Origin of the sequence: Spiractinospora alimapuensis (genome assembly GCF_018437505.1) — a bacterium.
Lineage (GTDB): Bacteria > Actinomycetota > Actinomycetes > Streptosporangiales > Streptosporangiaceae > Spiractinospora > Spiractinospora alimapuensis.
In genome coordinates, this window is sequence record NZ_CP072467.1 from 1182942 (window position 1) to 1198110 (window position 15169).

Annotated in this window: 12 protein-coding genes; 5 read left to right on the forward strand and 7 right to left on the reverse strand. The window is 70.3% G+C overall.

What is annotated here, in order from left to right:
- Window positions 1-444: 444 nt before the first annotated feature.
- Both J4H86_RS05475 and J4H86_RS05480 read right to left on the reverse strand, forming a co-directional pair.
- Window positions 445-1398, reverse strand: a complete 954-nt coding sequence (locus J4H86_RS05475) for an ROK family glucokinase (RefSeq protein ID WP_236542415.1) — start codon at window positions 1396-1398, stop codon at window positions 445-447.
- Between the two features lie 143 nt (window positions 1399-1541).
- The gene (locus tag J4H86_RS05480) at window positions 1542-1916 is read right to left on the reverse strand and encodes a hypothetical protein (protein ID WP_236542416.1); all 375 of its coding nucleotides are present in this window, start codon (window positions 1914-1916) and stop codon (window positions 1542-1544) included.
- A gap of 413 nt (window positions 1917-2329) precedes the next feature.
- On the opposite strand from J4H86_RS05480, the gene J4H86_RS05485 reads away from it, so the two are divergent.
- Window positions 2330-4123 carry an AMP-dependent synthetase/ligase gene (locus J4H86_RS05485; RefSeq protein WP_236542417.1) on the forward strand — a complete coding sequence of 598 codons (1794 nt, stop codon included), beginning with the start codon at window positions 2330-2332 and terminating at the stop codon, window positions 4121-4123.
- Window positions 4124-4286: 163 nt separating this feature from the next.
- Complete coding sequence (locus tag J4H86_RS05490; RefSeq protein WP_236542418.1) at window positions 4287-5435, forward strand: glycosyltransferase family 4 protein; 1149 nt, start codon at window positions 4287-4289, stop codon at window positions 5433-5435.
- A 163-nt stretch (window positions 5436-5598) separates the two neighbouring features.
- Here J4H86_RS05490 and J4H86_RS05495 read toward each other — a convergent pair whose 3' ends face one another.
- From J4H86_RS05495 to J4H86_RS05505, 3 genes are all read right to left on the reverse strand, one after another.
- Window positions 5599-6570: a C40 family peptidase gene (locus J4H86_RS05495; protein WP_236542419.1), complete on the reverse strand. Its 972-nt coding sequence runs from the start codon at window positions 6568-6570 to the stop codon at window positions 5599-5601.
- Between the two features lie 308 nt (window positions 6571-6878).
- The gene (locus tag J4H86_RS05500) at window positions 6879-7874 is read right to left on the reverse strand and encodes a C40 family peptidase (RefSeq protein ID WP_236542420.1); all 996 of its coding nucleotides are present in this window, start codon (window positions 7872-7874) and stop codon (window positions 6879-6881) included.
- A 344-nt stretch (window positions 7875-8218) separates the two neighbouring features.
- A complete protein-coding gene (locus J4H86_RS05505; protein ID WP_236542421.1) occupies window positions 8219-9589 on the reverse strand; it encodes an NYN domain-containing protein in 1371 nt (456 codons plus the stop codon).
- A 159-nt stretch (window positions 9590-9748) separates the two neighbouring features.
- Here J4H86_RS05505 and J4H86_RS05510 point away from each other — a divergent pair, with 159 nt between their 5' ends.
- Genes J4H86_RS05510 through J4H86_RS05520 form a run of 3 tightly spaced genes read left to right on the forward strand, consistent with a single transcriptional unit; the run spans window position 9749 to window position 12553 of the window.
- A complete protein-coding gene (locus tag J4H86_RS05510) occupies window positions 9749-11497 on the forward strand; it encodes a DEDD exonuclease domain-containing protein (protein ID WP_236542422.1) in 1749 nt (582 codons plus the stop codon).
- Complete coding sequence (locus J4H86_RS05515) at window positions 11472-12239, forward strand: rhomboid family intramembrane serine protease (RefSeq protein WP_236542423.1); 768 nt, start codon at window positions 11472-11474, stop codon at window positions 12237-12239. Before J4H86_RS05510 ends, J4H86_RS05515 begins: the two co-directional genes overlap by 26 nt.
- A 35-nt stretch (window positions 12240-12274) precedes the next feature.
- A complete protein-coding gene (locus J4H86_RS05520) occupies window positions 12275-12553 on the forward strand; it encodes an Lrp/AsnC family transcriptional regulator (protein WP_236542424.1) in 279 nt (92 codons plus the stop codon).
- Window positions 12554-13437: 884 nt separating this feature from the next.
- Here the strand turns inward: J4H86_RS05520 and trpD are convergent.
- Window positions 13438-14514, reverse strand: coding sequence for an anthranilate phosphoribosyltransferase (trpD, locus tag J4H86_RS05525; protein ID WP_236542425.1), 1077 nt, complete (start codon window positions 14512-14514; stop codon window positions 13438-13440).
- Between the two features lie 144 nt (window positions 14515-14658).
- Window positions 14659-15108, reverse strand: a complete 450-nt coding sequence (locus tag J4H86_RS05530) for a DNA-binding transcriptional response regulator (protein WP_236542426.1) — start codon at window positions 15106-15108, stop codon at window positions 14659-14661.
- Window positions 15109-15169: the final 61 nt, after the last annotated feature.

Below are 15169 nucleotides of genomic sequence, written 5' to 3' on the forward strand. Positions count from 1 at the left end.
GCGACGGCGCGTCCGGCGCGATACCGCGAGCCATCACCGACCATATCCCTCCCCGGTTCGTCGGTCGGGTGAACCGCGAAGAGGGGAGGCCGGCCACGCCGACGACTCCCTACCGACCTCCCGTGCGCCACACGCCAGGTGCGGACGGGACACGTGACGGTCTCGGTCACCACCGAGGTCGCCCCCAGCACGGCGAGGGGAAAGACTCCCCCACGGCATCCCGCGGTCGCACGCCACGGGCGGCAGGGGCGCCACTCCACGGGGACGAGTACGAACCAGGTGCGATGCGGGCGCGCCCAGTCGAACCGGAGAAACCAACCGGACGTGAGCACGGACCGGGACGACGTCCCACCGCACCGCGGCCCTCGCCCGTACCGGCCGACGGCGTCGCGTGCGCGGGCTGGAGCTGGCCGGGCCGGACACCCCGAACGGGTGGGTGGGCGGCTACCCCGCGCGTGCGAGGTCGGCGGCACCGACGAGGGCCGCGTCCACGCCGAGCCGTGCGACGCGGATGTCGGCGACCTGGTGCTCCTCCCGGCCGATCAGGCGGGACCGATAGGCGTCCCACGCCGCGTCCAGCAGGATCTCCCCCGCTTCGGCGACGCCGCCCCCCAGGACGAACCGTTGGGGGTCGAGGATCTCGGCGAGGTTGGCGAGGCCTTCGCCCACCCAGGCGCCGACGGCGGCGAAGGAGTCCACCGCGGCCGCGTCTCCGGCCTGCGCGGCCGCCGTCACCTCCATACCGGTCACGGCGGAGAGGTCACCGTCCACCAGCGACCACAGGGTCGGGGCGCTCTCAGGGGCGGCCTCGGCGCGGGCACGGGCCTCGAAGGCGAGAGCCCGCCCGCTGGCGTAGGCCTCCCAGCAACCAAGGTTGCCGCAGGCGCACGGTCGCCCCTCGGGGACGAGGCGCGCGTGTCCGACCTCGGCGGCGAGACCGAACCGGCCGCGGTGCAGCGCACCGCCCAGCACCAGTCCGCCGCCGACTCCCGTTCCCAACGTGACGCAGACCAGGTGTTCACATCCTTGGCCGGCGCCGAACCGCGCCTCGCCCCACGCCCAGGCGTTGGCGTCGTTCTCGACCACCACGGGCAGGCCCAGGCGTTCGGTGAGCCGGGCTTTCAGGGGTTCGTCGCGCCAGGGGAGGTTCGGCGCGAAGGTCACGGTGGAACGGTCGGCGTCGACGTGGCCGGCGGTCCCCACCCCCACGGCGCTGACGTCCGGGTGACGGTCCCGGAGTTCGGCGACGGCGCCGTTCACCGCGTCGAGCACCTTGTCAGCGTTGGCGGCCGGTGTCGGGTACCGAACCCGGTCCAGGACGGTTCCCTCCTCGTCCACCACTCCGGCGGCGAGCTTCGTTCCGCCGATATCGATACCGACCGTCAGTCGCGTGGACACGTGACCGGCCCCTTCCCCAGATCCGAGCGAAACAGCGTTCTGCGAGCTGAGCACATCGACGGTGGAACGGTCCCCGTCACTCCATCCGGGGCGGGCAACCCTCGACCTGTCTAGACCACTGGATTAAACCAGGAACGGCTCGGTCAGGATCGGTCGGAGTCCTGTTTCTCGTCCGGCGCGGGCCGGGAACGCTCGTAGGTGGCCCACAACTCGTCGGCGGCCGCCCGCAGCGTGGTCGCGACCCGGTCCATGGAGCCGGAGACGTCGACGCCTGACGCCCGCATCGCGTCCATCGCCTTGCAGATCGGGCAGTACTCGCAGCTCGAGCGGTGGTCGGGGGCGTCGCTGACGGCTTCCTCCCAGACGTCGCCCTTGGAGGGAGCCGCCGTCGCCGCGGACACACCGCGACGCACTCCGGCGACCAGCAACTTGCGCTGCAGACTCTCCACCATGCGCAGCGCGTCGTCGATGATGTCGTTGGTGGTTCCGTTCTCACGGTCCCGGTTCGGCTCTGTCATAACGGCGTTCCCCCGCCTCTCGGCTCTTCACCTCGGCACGCGGTCCTCCCACATGCCGGCGCACGCGCGCTGTCCTGCGCCCACGGTAGGCCACGACGCGCCCGTTGGGTCGTCTCGGCCGTGCGACCTCTGGGCCGTCCGCCATCCGTCCAACGGTCGTGGCGTGTGGGGTGGTTCCCGGCAGCCCCGGACCGACCTGCTCGTCCCGACCCGGGGGGCCGAGGGCCTACCGCGGGAGCGCGTGTCCGCGCCACGCCGTAGGTGCGGCGGGCCCGCTGGTGAGGAAGAACGGGGTGACCTGGGCGCGCGTGTCACTTTCGGATACCGAGTAAGAACATGTTCTACCGATCGAAAGGCATACTTGTTAACGTCGACGCAACCCCGTAGACAAATCGTACGCCCAGGAGCATCCCGTGCGCGAGTACACAAAACCCGTCAAGGTCAAGATTCCCGCTGACGCGCTCCTCAGCGACAAGGTCGTTCAGCGCGCCGAGGAGACCCCCAACGCCACCATGTTGCGCCGCCAGGTCGACGGCCAGTGGCGCGACGTCTCCGCGCGGGAGTTCCGCGACGAGGTGCGTGCCCTGGCGAAAGGACTCATGGCGTCGGGAGTCGAGGCCGGCGACCGGGTCGGACTGATGTCCCGCACCCGCTACGAGTGGACGCTCCTCGACTACGCCATCTGGACGGCCGGCGCCGTCACCGTCACCATCTACGACTCCTCGTCCCCCGACCAGATCGAGTGGATCCTCGGCAACTCCACCTCCAAAGCGGTCTTCGCCGAGACCCCCGAGCACATGGACAGGGTCGACGAGGTCCGGCCGTCACTGGAGAGCCTCACCACGGCCTGGCTGATGGACGAGGAGTCCCTGTCCGCGCTGTCCGAGTCCGGCAAGGACATCTCGGACGAAGACCTGGAGGAGCGCCGCACCTCCCGCACGGCGGACGACCTCGCCACGATCATCTACACCTCCGGCACGACTGGCCGCCCCAAGGGCTGCGAGCTGAGCCACCGCAACATCCTGCACGTGGTGCGCAACGGCTTCTCGGACCAGCTCAAGGCGGTCCACAGCATGCCGAACGGTTCCTCGCTGCTCTTCCTGCCGATCGCGCACTCCTTCGGGCGCATCGTGCAGGTGGGCACGATCGAGATGGAGACCACTCTCGGCCACTTCCCCACGCTCGGCCCGGAACTCATCGACGCGTTGGAGGCGTTCAAGCCGACCTTCATCCTCGCCGTTCCCCGGGTCTTCGAGCGGGTGTTCAACCGTGCCGAGCAGAACGCCGCGGAAGGCGGCAAGCAGAAGATCTTCGCGAAGGCCGTCGACACCGCCATCGCCTACAGCAAGGCGTTGGACTCCGGTGGCCCCGGTCTCGGCCTGCGACTCAAGCACGCCGTGTTCGCCAAACTGGTCTACAGCAAGATCCTGAACCGGATCGGTGGCGAGTGTCGCTACGCCGTCTCGGGCGGCTCCGGCCTCGGGTCCCGGTTGGGACACTTCTTCCGGGGAGCCGGCCTCACCATCATCGAGGGCTACGGTCTGACCGAGACCTCCGCACCCTCCACCGTGAACTCGCCCGAACACAACAAGATCGGCACCGTCGGGTCCCCGATCCCGGGCGTCAGCCTGAAGATCGCCGACGACGGTGAGGTCCTCATCAAGGGCGACCACATCATGCGCGGTTACTGGCAGAACGAGGCCGCGACCAAGGACGCGTTCGACGAGGACGGCTGGTACCTGAGCGGGGACATCGGCCAACTGGACGACGAGGGCTACCTCTCGATCACCGACCGGAAGAAGGAGATCATCGTGACCTCCTCCGGCAAGAACGTCGCCCCGGCGGTCCTGGAGGACCAGCTCCGTGGACACGCCCTCGTGAGTCAGTGCATGGTGATCGGCGACAACCGCAACTTCATCTCCGCCCTGGTCACGATCGACACCGACGCGCTGGACTTCTGGAAGCGCCAGCACAACAAGAGCGGCGAGATCGGCGACTTGATCGACGACCCGGACCTGGTCTCGGCGATCCAGTCCGCGGTGAACGCCGCCAACGAGTCGGTGTCCAAGGCGGAGTCCATCCGCAAGTTCCGCATCCTCGACACCGACTTCACCGTCGAGGGCCAACAGCTCACCCCGTCGATGAAGATCAAGCGACGGGTGATCACCGAACAGTTCTCCGACGAGATCGAAGGCCTCTACGCCTAGCCCCGACCCCCTCATCAGGATTTCGGTACCCCCATCGGTTCTCCGCCACATCCAACCGGTGGGGGTGCACATTCCCCTGCCACAGCGGGGCTGACCGCACCCGGACGCCGCGCGGGGCCAGCGTCGCGAGCGAGCGGGTGATCCACGTCTACACTGGCGCAGCGTGGCCCGCACTCTCTTCGTGACCAACGACTTCCCGCCCCGCCTGGGCGGGATCGAGTCCTTCGTCCACGCGTTGACGCTTCGTCGCCCGGCCGACTCGGTGATCGTGTACTGCTCGACGCCGGCGGGCGCCGCGGGCTCCCGCGACGCGGAACGCTTCGACATCGCCCAGCCGTTCCCCGTGGTCCGGGAACGTCGACACGTCCTCCTTCCCACCCCGGACGTGGCACGGAGAGCGCGGAACATCGCCCGCGCGGAGGGCTGCGACACGGTCGTGTTCGGCGCGGCGACGCCGCTGGGGCTGCTGGCCGATTCGCTGCGGCGCGCGGGTGTCGCCCGCACCGTCGCGCTCACCCACGGCCACGAGACGTGGTGGGCCGCCGTCCCCGGCGCGCGCCGGCTCTTGCGCTCCGTCGGGGACACCGTCGACGTCGTCACCTACCTCAACGACTTCACCCGCGGCAGGATCGCGTCCGCCCTTTCTCCCGCCGCCAGGCGGCGGATGCGCCGGTTGACGCCCGGGGTCGACACCTCCACCTTCCACCCCGACGCCGGCGACGGGCACGTCCGCGCCGTCTTCGGACTCGGTACCCGGCCGGTCGTCGTCAGCGTCTCCCGCCTGGTCGCGCGCAAGGGGCAGGACACCCTGATCGACGCGTGGCCACGGGTGCGCGCCGCGCACCCCGACGCCCGACTGCTGATCGTGGGCGACGGGCCCCACCGCGGCCCCCTGCTCGCGCTCGCGCGACGGCGGGGTGTGCTCCCCGAGACACTCTTCACCGGCCCGGTCCTTCACGACCAGACCCCCGCCTTCTACGCCGCGGGCGACGTCTTCGCGTTCCCCTGCCGAACCCGGCGTGCCGGTCTGGAGATCGAGGGCCTCGGTATGACCTCACTGGAGGCCGCGGCCTCGGGCCTTCCGGTCGTCGTCGGCGATTCCGGTGGCGCCCCGGAGACCGTGATCCCCGGTCGTACCGGTGAGGTCACCCCAGGCCGCGACCACCGCGCCACCGCGGACCACCTGGTCGCGCTGCTCGACGACCGGGAGCGCGCACGCGAGATGGGAGCACGCGGCCGGGCGTGGGTCGCCGACGAGTGGAGCTGGCGCCACACGGCCTCCCGTTTCGACGCGATCCTCGCCGACGCCTGAGGCCCGCACTCCACACGGCTCGCCACGAACACGGTGTGACACCACGTCCGCGTCCCACCCCAGGACAGGCGTCCTCGCCACCGCGCTGGCGCTGGGGGCCGCCCGCCGCACACTCGGGGCGGGCGGCGATCCCCTGCGTCGGGCGACTCCCGAGCGCGTGGGGTCAGGGACGTACCGCGCCGACGAAGCTGCTCTGGTAGTGGCCCGCGACGCTGTCCTCCACGACGGGCCGGGAGGAGTTCGGCGCGTGGACCATCTTCCCGTCGCCGGCGTAGAGGCCCACGTGGGACGGGGCGCTGGCGTTGTAGAAGAACATCAGGTCGCCGGGCTGCAGGTTGTCCCAGGAGACGCGCTGTCCGGCGCCGAACTGGGCCGCCGCGGTGCGGGGCAGGCTGACGCCGGCGGCGCCCCATGCGCCGGAGGTGAGGCCGGAGCAGTCGTAGCAGTTCGGACCGGTGCCTCCCCAGCAGTAGGATTTGCCGATCTGGGCGTAGGCGAAGTCCAGCGCGGCGCGGGCGTCGCCGGAGGCCGACCCGTCGTAGGACGGTGGTGAGCCGCCCGAGTCCCCACCTCCGCTGTCGCCGTCGTTGCCGACGGCCTCGGCCTGCTCCTCCGGGGTGAGCTCGGCGAGCAGTTCCTCCTGCTCCTCGATCCGGGCCTCGCCCTCGTCACGCGCCTCCTCAGCGGCCTCGAGGTCGTCGGCGGCTTGCTCCTCGGTCGACTCGGCCTCCTCGTGCAGCGCGTCCAGACTGTCGCGCTCATCGAGGTACTCCTCCAGTGCCTCACTGCGGGAGGCGGAGAGATATCCGAGGTCCGCCGAGTTGTCCATTACGGCCTCGGGGTCGTCGGTACCGATCAGGTAGATGGGAGAGCCGGTGTCCATGCCAGTGTAGGCCGCGTTGGCCACGGAACGCACGGAGCTGCGCAGCCCCTCGACACGGTCCTCGAGTTCGTCGATCTCCTCCTCGAGGTCCGAGAGACGGGTCTCGGCCGCCTCGTGGTCCTCGACGGCGGTGTTGTAGGTGGCGTTGAGCTCGGAGAACTCCTCCTGCAGCTCCTCGATACGCTCACGGACCTCGTCCTCGGAGGGCTCCGCTGCGGCCGGGCTCGCCACCGCGATGGGGAACAGGGCCACACCCACGACCGTGAGGCAGCGCACTGTGTGGCGACGTGGGGAACGGCGCGGGGATCCGTTCACGACAGTCCTTCCGATGGGAGACATCGCCGAGCGCGGCACGCACGAGGGGGTGCGGAAGCGCGACGCCCGCGATTACAGGGAGATAACGTTGCGGCGGAACCATAGCGCATTCACGCGCACCACCGCCACCATCCCCCCAGATTCTCGGGCAAATGTGGCAGAACAGTCCATTGTGGGCGATTCACGGCGCATGACGCACAAAAAACCGGGGTGCACCCGTGGTGCACCCCGGTTCGACGCTTCGACTACGGGCGTCGGGCGAACTGGAACTCGCCCTGCCAGTAGCCGGCCAGCGGCACGACCTCGACCGACTTGCGGGGGTTCGGCGCGTGGACCATCTGGCCGTTACCGGCGTACAGGCCGACGTGGCTGATCCCGCTGTAGAAGAACAGCAGGTCGCCCGGCTGAATGTCGCTGTAGGAGACGGCCTGGCCGACGTGCTGCTGGGTGCCGGTCACGCGGGGGAGGCTGACTCCGGCTGCCTGCCAGGACATCATGGTCAGACCGGAGCAGTCGTAGCAGTCCGGACCGGTACCGCCGGAGCAGTAGGCCTTGCCGACCTGCGCGAAGGCGTAGTCCAGCGCCGCGCCCGCGTTTCCGGTCGCCGAGCCGGTGTAGCTGGCGCCCTCCGAGTCGGAGTCGGAGTCGGAGTCGGAGCCGTCCTCGCCGGTGATCTCGGCGAGCTCGTCCTCACGGTCGGAGAGGGTGGACTCGACCTCGTCGCGCTGCTCCTCGAGCTCGTCCCGACGCTCCTCGGCGTCCTCGAGCGTCTCCTCTGACTCCTCACGCAGGGAGAAGAGCCGCTCGGCGGAGCCGGAGAACTCGTCCAACTGCGCCGTCTGGTTCTCGGAGAGGTAGCCGAGGTCCGCGGCCTTCTCCTGGATCTCCTCGGGGCTGCCGGCGGTCAGGACCGAGGACGGTGAGTCCAGGTCGCTGCCGCCGTAGAGCGCACCGGCGAACTCGACGACGCTCTCGCGGAGCTCCTCGTAGCGTTCTTCCTCGTCGCCGATCTCGTCCTGGAGTTCCTCCAGGCGTTTCTCCGCGGCCTCAACGTCTTCTTCGGCCTGGTTGAGTTCTTCGACCAGTTCGCTGACCTCCTCGGTCAGCGCGTCGATCTCGCTCTCGAGTTCATCTGGGTCAGCGTGGGCCACTGCGAGGGGGAGGATGAGGCTACTCGCCGCAACGAGGCTGAAGCCAGTGAACGCCCGGCGCGCCGCGCGCCGAACTCCGGTGCTAGACACGTCTCGTAACGCTCCTTAGTCTCTCTGGCGCTGCCTGTAAGGCACGGCCACGGCTCACCGGACTGCGGGGCTGGTGGCTGGGGCGGCCTGCCGTGTCCGGGCGCGCTCACACCGGAACGTCGGTGAGCGCCCGTCGCCGGACACACGAATTGGAACTGTCGCTTGAAGGTAGCGGAGTCTCGTTCCGGTCTCAACCACTCCGGCGCGTTCCCGACTCAGGAATCCCGCTGGCCACGTACCGCAACAAGTCGCACAGTATGTCCACATAAACCGCTAACCAGCACATTCATCGCGCCACGTGATTTCGGCCATGCGGTAAATGTGACCATTCCGCTATCAGGAGTTCAGTGTTCTCCCAGCCGGCGCGCCAGCATCTCCGAGGGGACCGGCCGCGCACCCGCGCGCCGCACCGTCGTGACGATCTCCTGGTCGGAGCTGACCACCGCGACCGGGCGGCCCTGTGGTTCGGCGTAGACGAGACGAACGATCACGTCGTCGGCGATCTCGTTCGGCTTGCTGAACAGTACCCGCACCGGACCCGCCATGCTCACCCGCGACCCCTCGACGTCCGCCCCGTCGAACACGCAGGTGATTTCCGCCTTCGTGCGCGTGGCCAGCCCCTGGAGCCCGGTGAGGAGCCGACGGCGCTGGTCGGCGAGCGGGAGCTGCCCGTAGGCCCCTTGGGTGACGTTGTAGCCGTCGATCAGTAGGTGGACACCGGGGAGGGTGAGGAGACGGTCGATGAGGGTCGGGTCATCGGTGGGAATGCCCAGCAGTACACCTGGCGGGTTTCCCTCGCCCGAGCCGTCCCGGGTCGCGACGTCGGCGGGTCGTTCGGTCGCGGCGGGCAACGCGAGCTCGCTGCGCAGTCCGTGGGCGGTGTCCATCAGGAGGTCGACGAGCATCCGCAGGCGGGCCGACTCGGCGTTGCGTCCGGTGCGTTCCGCGCGGCGCGCGATCTCTCGCTGCTCCTCCGCCCGCTCCAGTCGGGCCCTGAGGCGGCGGACCTGCGACTCCAGTCGTTGGGCGTGCCCCTGGGCGGAGTCACGCTCCTCGGCCAACTGGTCGCGTTCCCGCCGGGCCGACGACGTGGCGTCCTTGCTCTGCCCCCGTTCGGCGTGCATCTGGCGCCGCAGGTCGGCGATCGTGGACCGCGCGGAACGCAGCTCACCACGAAGACGGTCCAGCTCGTGGCGGTGTTCCTTGCGCTGCTCCTCCAGGCGCGCCCGGAGGTCGGCGAGTTCCTCGTCGGCCTCCCGAGCCTCCTTCCGCGCGGAACGTCGCTCCAGCTCGTCCTGGGCGTCGCGCACCATCGTGGCCCAGCCCTCGGGGCGCAGGACGTAGGCCGCGGCGGCCACCACGTCGGGTTCCGTCGCCGGGGGGACGACGCCTCTGCCCAGTTCGCTCGAGAGTTCCGGCCAGACCTGGCGCACCCGGTCGCCGACCAGCCGGCGGAAGGCGCTGTCGCTCTCCAGTTGCGCTCCGATCTGTGGCCCCGCGAGTCGGGAGCGGCGGCGCGGTTCGAACCGGGCCACCCGGCGTAAGGGCGCGGGCAGGTCCGCGTCCGGCAGCCCCCCGAGCACCTCGGCCGCGTACTCGATGACCCGTGCCCGTACCGATTCGGGCAGGGGACGGCCCAGGCGCTCCTCCGCGTCGCCGGTGTCCTCGCCACCGTCGTCGGATGCCGGTCCGTCGCTGTCTGTGGCCGAACTCATGTGTCCGCGCTCCCTGCCTCTCCACCCGGCCACACCGCGGTCCCTGGTACCGGTCCGCGCTGAACAGCCATTTCTGACAACCCCCTTCTGGGATACCGCACATCCTGCCACCCCGCGCGACCGTACGTGGTGTCCCCCGCCGGCCCCTAGGCTGACGGCGTGAGCCGGCAAAACGACACCACACCCGGCCAGATGGCTCTTGAGGATCTCGGTCAGCCACTGGCCGAGACCTCGTTCGTCGTCTTGGACATCGAGACGACGGGCGGCCGGGCGGGCACCAACGGCATCACGGAGATCGCCGCGGTGAAGGTTCGCGGCGGCGAGGAGATCGGGATGTTCTCGACCCTCGTCAACCCCGACCAACCGATCCCCCCGTTGGTCACCCTGTTGACGGGAATCACCGACGCGATGGTGGTCGAGGCGCCCCGGATCGACGCGGTGCTGCCGAGCCTGCTGGAGTTCCTCGGCGACTCCGTGGTGGTCGCGCACAACGCGCCCTTCGACATCGGCCACCTCCGCGCCGAGTGCGGTCGGCTCGACTACACTTGGCCCTCACCCGTGGTGGTGGACACCCTCACCCTCGCCCGGAAACTCGTACCGCGCAGCGAGATCCCCAACCACAAGCTCGCGACGCTGGCCCGCTTCTTCGGCACGGATCCCCAGCCCACCCACCGAGCCCTCGCCGACACCCGGGCGACGGTGGAGGTGTTCCACGCCCTCCTCGAACGCATCGGGGCCTTCGGCGTGGACACCCTGGAGGAGCTTCGGGGCTTCGGCTCCGCCCCGACCGCGACCCAGCGACGCAAACGGGTCCTCGCCGACGACGTCCCCACGGCACCGGGCGTGTACGTGTTCGAGGACGGTCAGGGCAAAGCGCTCTACGTCGGCAAGAGCGGCAACATGCGCAAACGTGTCCGTTCGTACTTCACCTCGGCGGAACGGCGCGGCCGGATCCGCGAGATGCTGAACCTCGCCGAACGCGTCACTCCGATCGTCTGCGGCACACCATTGGAGGCCGAGGTCCGGGAGCTGCGTCTGATCGCCGAACGCGACCCGTCGTACAACCGCCGCTCCCGACGGCCGGAGCGCGCGTCGTGGATCCGCTTCACCTCGGAGCCGTTTCCCCGTCTGTCCATCGTCCGCGGCCTGACCGGGCCGGGGCCACACATGGGCCCGTTCTCCTCCCGCTCGGAGGCGGAGCGAGCCCTGGAGGCACTGCACCACGCCTTCCCACTGCGGCAGTGCACCCAACGGATCACCCCCGGACGGTCCAGCCGATCGTGTGTGCTGGCCCAGTTGGACCGGTGCGGCGCCCCCTGCGAACAGCGCGTCTCCGTCGAGGAGTACGCGCGCCACGTCGACAGCGCCCGCGAGGCGATGACCTCGCGCGCCGGTCACGTGGTCACGGTCCTGGGTGACCGGATCGAGGTCCTCGCCGAACAGTTGCGCTACGAGGAGGCGGCGGCACACCGGGACCGGCTGGCGGCCTTCCTGCGTGGCGCGACTCGAGCGCAACGCCTGAGCGCGCTCGCGTCGTGCCCGGAGATCGTGGCGGCCCGGCCCGCCGAACCCGACCTTCCCCCCGAGACCCGCCGCTACGAGGTGTGCGTGGTGCGACACGGACGCCTCGCGGGAACGGTGACGACACCCCCGGGCGAGGACCCCTGGCCGCATCTGCGGGCCACGGTGGCCACCGCCGAGACCGTTCCCGAGCCGGACCGGCCGACGCCGGCGCCCGCCGCCATGCCCGGCGAGATGGAGTGTGTGCTGCGCTGGTTGGAACGCCCCGACGTCACCCTCGTCCGGGTTGAGGGGACATGGGTGTCGCCGGTGGACGCGGCGCAACGCTATGTCGACCTGACACAACTGACAGACTGGCACCGTGGCAGTAGTTCCGCTGAGCGATGACTACCCGATCCGCCGGGTACCGGTCGTCACCTACACCCTGATCGCGGTGACGGTCGCGGTCTATTTGTTGTCTCCGCTGTCCCTCATGGCCGTGTGGTACTCCGCGGAGCCGTTGGTCCGCTTCTGCCAGCAGGACCTGTACGTCCTGCGGTGGGGCGCCATCCCGGTGGAGCTGCTCACGGGTGACCAGCTTCCGGGCACACCCCCGTCGTGCGGGGGCGACGCGGCGGAGTTCACCAAGTATCCGTGGGTGGCCGCCCTCACCGCGCAGTTCCTGCACGGCGACGAGTTCCACCTGCTGTTCAACATGATCTATCTGTTCGTGTTCGGGCCCACGGTGGAGGACCGACTGGGCCGGGTGCGCTACGGACTTTTCTACCTGGGCACCGGTATCGCCGCGACGGTCGGTTTCTCGCTCGGGGAGCCGTCCTCGGGGATTCCCCTGGTGGGCGCGTCGGGCGCGATTCTCGGCGTACTGGGCGCCTACATGGTGGTGCAGTTCCGCAGTCGGGTCGTGTCGCTGGTGTTCGGCCTGATCCCGGTACGACTCCCTGGCTGGGCCTTCGTCGCCACCTACTTCCTCATCGACTATGTTCACTACGTCAACCAAGGCCTGCTCCCCGACACCCAGACCGAGGTCGCCTACGGCGCGCACGTCTACGGCTTCATCGCTGGTGTCATCGGCGGACTGCTGGTCTACCGGATTCGCTGGCGCGGCGGCCCCCGCCTCAACGTTGGGTGAGACCCGCCGACGCGGCACGACAGGAGGTTTGTCCCGTGGTCACTGCCATCGTGCTCATCAAGGCCGAGGTCCAGCGCATCCCCGAGGTCGCCGAGGCCATCGCCGCGATCGAGGGCGTGAGTGAGGTCTACTCAGTGACCGGAGGAGTCGACCTCATCGCCATGGTGCGCGTCCGTTCCCACGAGGACCTCGCCACCGTCATCCCCGGCCGCGTCAACCGCGTCCCCGGCGTGCTGTCCTCCGACACCCACATCGCGTTCCACACCTACTCCCAACACGACCTGGAGGCCGCCTTCTCCCTCGGCATGGAGTAGGTCGACACCGCGCCCCGCGGATGGCGGGAGTCGTCGCTGTTGGACCTCCGGCGTGGCACGCGGCGCCGGCGTGGACAACGCCGATCCCCCGTACCGACCCACGCCGACGGGCGGGGACCCCCGCTTCCCGCGGGGTGGCCAACACACAGCGGGCCACCACGGCCAACCGCCCCGCCCCACCCCGCCCACACGAGGCGTCACGTGCAAGGCCCGTCCGTTGTTGGCGGCGCTCGGCCACGCGCGCCATGGATGGTTCACGGAGGCATCCGCGCTGGTCACCGTCCGGCCCCCACACCCAGGGCCAGGCCCAGCCACCCCTCACGCGTGGCGCATGGCGGGGTGCCTGGCGTGGTGCGTGCGAAGCGGGATCGCGTCGCACGTCGGAAAGGCCCGCGCGCCGGCACACGCGCTCTCGGCCACGGGGATCAACTCGACGCCGGCGCCGCACGAGCCCACGAGTGAGAAACGGTGCGAACCGAACGGACCCACCATGATGCTCTCCGACACGTCCTCGGAGTGCGCACCCGACCCACTGCCCCACCGCCGTTGGGCGCGGGGCGGCCTCCCCGTGTGGTGGCCGTCGGGGTAGTCCGTGTAGTCCGTTCGTGCGCCCGATGACCGGCCGCCGGTCCCGGCCCGTGCCCGCTTGGCGTCACGCGCCCACCCACCACCCGTGTGGCACGGCGGTGGCACCAGCGGACCTCCTCGGCGTCCGCGCAACGGACGTTCTCCGCGTGACGGCCGACGCACACGTCATTCGGCCACGGAGTTCGACTCGCCGCCAACCCCCTCCCACCCGCGACCAGCGGCCGGGCGCGGCCCTTGTGGAACTCGGGCGGTGACGGAAACGCGCGGCACGGTGCCCGCCGATGACGGGCGGGTGCCTAACGGCGCGGAGTCTTCGCGCGGGACTGGCCGGCCTCGACCCAACGCTCCAGCAGGCGTTCGGCCTCGCCACTGTCGACCGCGGTGGCCGCCCGCTCGTAGGCCGAGCGCAGTGCGTCGGTGAGATCGCCGGGAACACCCGCGTGTACCGCCAGGCCAGCGGCGGCGTTGAGCAGGACGGCGTCGCGTACCGGACCCTGTTCGCCGGCGAGGAGGCGACGCACCGCCGACGCGTTGTACTCCACGTCTCCCCCACGCAGGGCGCCCTCCGGCGCCGGAGGGATGTCGAGGGCGCGAGGGTCGACCACCTCGCGGCGGACCGACTCCGCGTTCACGATCCACACCGTCGACGTCGTGGTGGTGGTGAGTTCGTCCAGCCCGTCGTCCCCTCGGAAGACGAGCGCGTCCACTCCACGCCGGTGGAACACGCCGGCGACGGTCTCACACATGTCGGGGTCGAACACACCGATCGCTGACGCGCGGGGGCGTGCGGGGTTGGTGAGCGGCCCCAGGAAGTTGAAGACCGTGGGAACGGCGAGCTCCCGGCGGGGCTTGGCCGCGTGTCGGAACGACGGGTGGAACTGCGACGCGAAGCAGAACCCGATGCCGGCCTCGGCCACGACCTCGGCGGTGTGCCGCGGCGACAGGTCGATCACGACGCCGAGCCGCTCCAGGACGTCGGCCGTCCCGCACGAGGACGACGCGGCCCGGTTTCCGTGCTTGACCACCTGCGCCCCGGCCGCGGCGGCGACCAGGGCGGCCATGGTGGACACGTTGACCGTGTGCGCTCGGTCGCCGCCGGTGCCGACGATGTCCAGCGAACGTCCCGGAACGTCGATCGGCACCGCGTTGTCGAGCATGGCGGTGGCGAGGCCGGCGACCTCCTCGACGCGCTCGCCCTTCGCCCGCAGCGCCACCGCGAACCCGGCGATCTGCACGTCGGTGGCGGAGCCCGACATGATCTCGTTCATGGCCCACTCCGTGTCCGCGGCACTGAGGGACTCGCCCTGAAGGAGCGAGGAGAGCAGGCCCGACCAGGTGCGTCCGCCGTCGGTCGCGGTGTTCGTGGTCGTCACGAGTGGGCTCCTAACCTGTGGCCTCTCGGTGTCGCGTCGGCGTGGAGCGGCGTCGCGGCCGCCGCACGCCGCCTTGGCCGCGGCACCGACGTCGTACACGGTCCCGCGGCGGTCCGGGGCCACCACGGACGTCGCGGGATTCGATCAGGAGGAGGCGACGATCCGGTTGCTGTGCTCCCGGATCAGTTCGGCCAGCTTGGCCGGGAGGTCGGTGGGGTCGATCGGGTGGGACGCGACCGCCTCCGCGCGGGACCAGGCCGCGAGCCAACTGTCATCGGCGCGCCCGACCAGGACGAGCGTGGGAGGACAGCGGTAGATCTCGTCCTTCGCCTGGCGGCACAGGCCCATCCCGCCGACGGGCTGCGCCTCGCCGTCCAGGATCATCAGGTCGACCTCACCAGCGCGGAGCTTGCGCCACACCATCGGCTCGGTCGCGCACTCCACGAACTCGACCTCGGCGACGTCGGCCGCGGGGCGCCGTCCGACGGCGAGACGCACCTGCTCCCGAACGCCGGCGTCGTGACTGTAGAGCAGTACCCGCACCGTGCCACGCGCGGATTCCCGCTGGGGTGCCCCAGCCTCGGTCTCGCTCATGCTTCGCCCGTCCCTACTTCGCTCAACTTCGCTCAGGGTCTACCGCGCGCATACTACGCCC

Bases quoted from the DNA above. Each gene is read 5' to 3' on its own strand.
- J4H86_RS05480 (WP_236542416.1), bottom strand. From the start codon at position 1,916: ATGACAGAGCCGAACCGGGACCGTGAGAACGGAACCACCAACGACATC.
- J4H86_RS05505 (WP_236542421.1), bottom strand. From the start codon at position 9,589: ATGAGTTCGGCCACAGACAGCGACGGACCGGCATCCGACGACGGTGGC.
- J4H86_RS05530 (WP_236542426.1), bottom strand. From the start codon at position 15,108: ATGAGCGAGACCGAGGCTGGGGCACCCCAGCGGGAATCCGCGCGTGGC.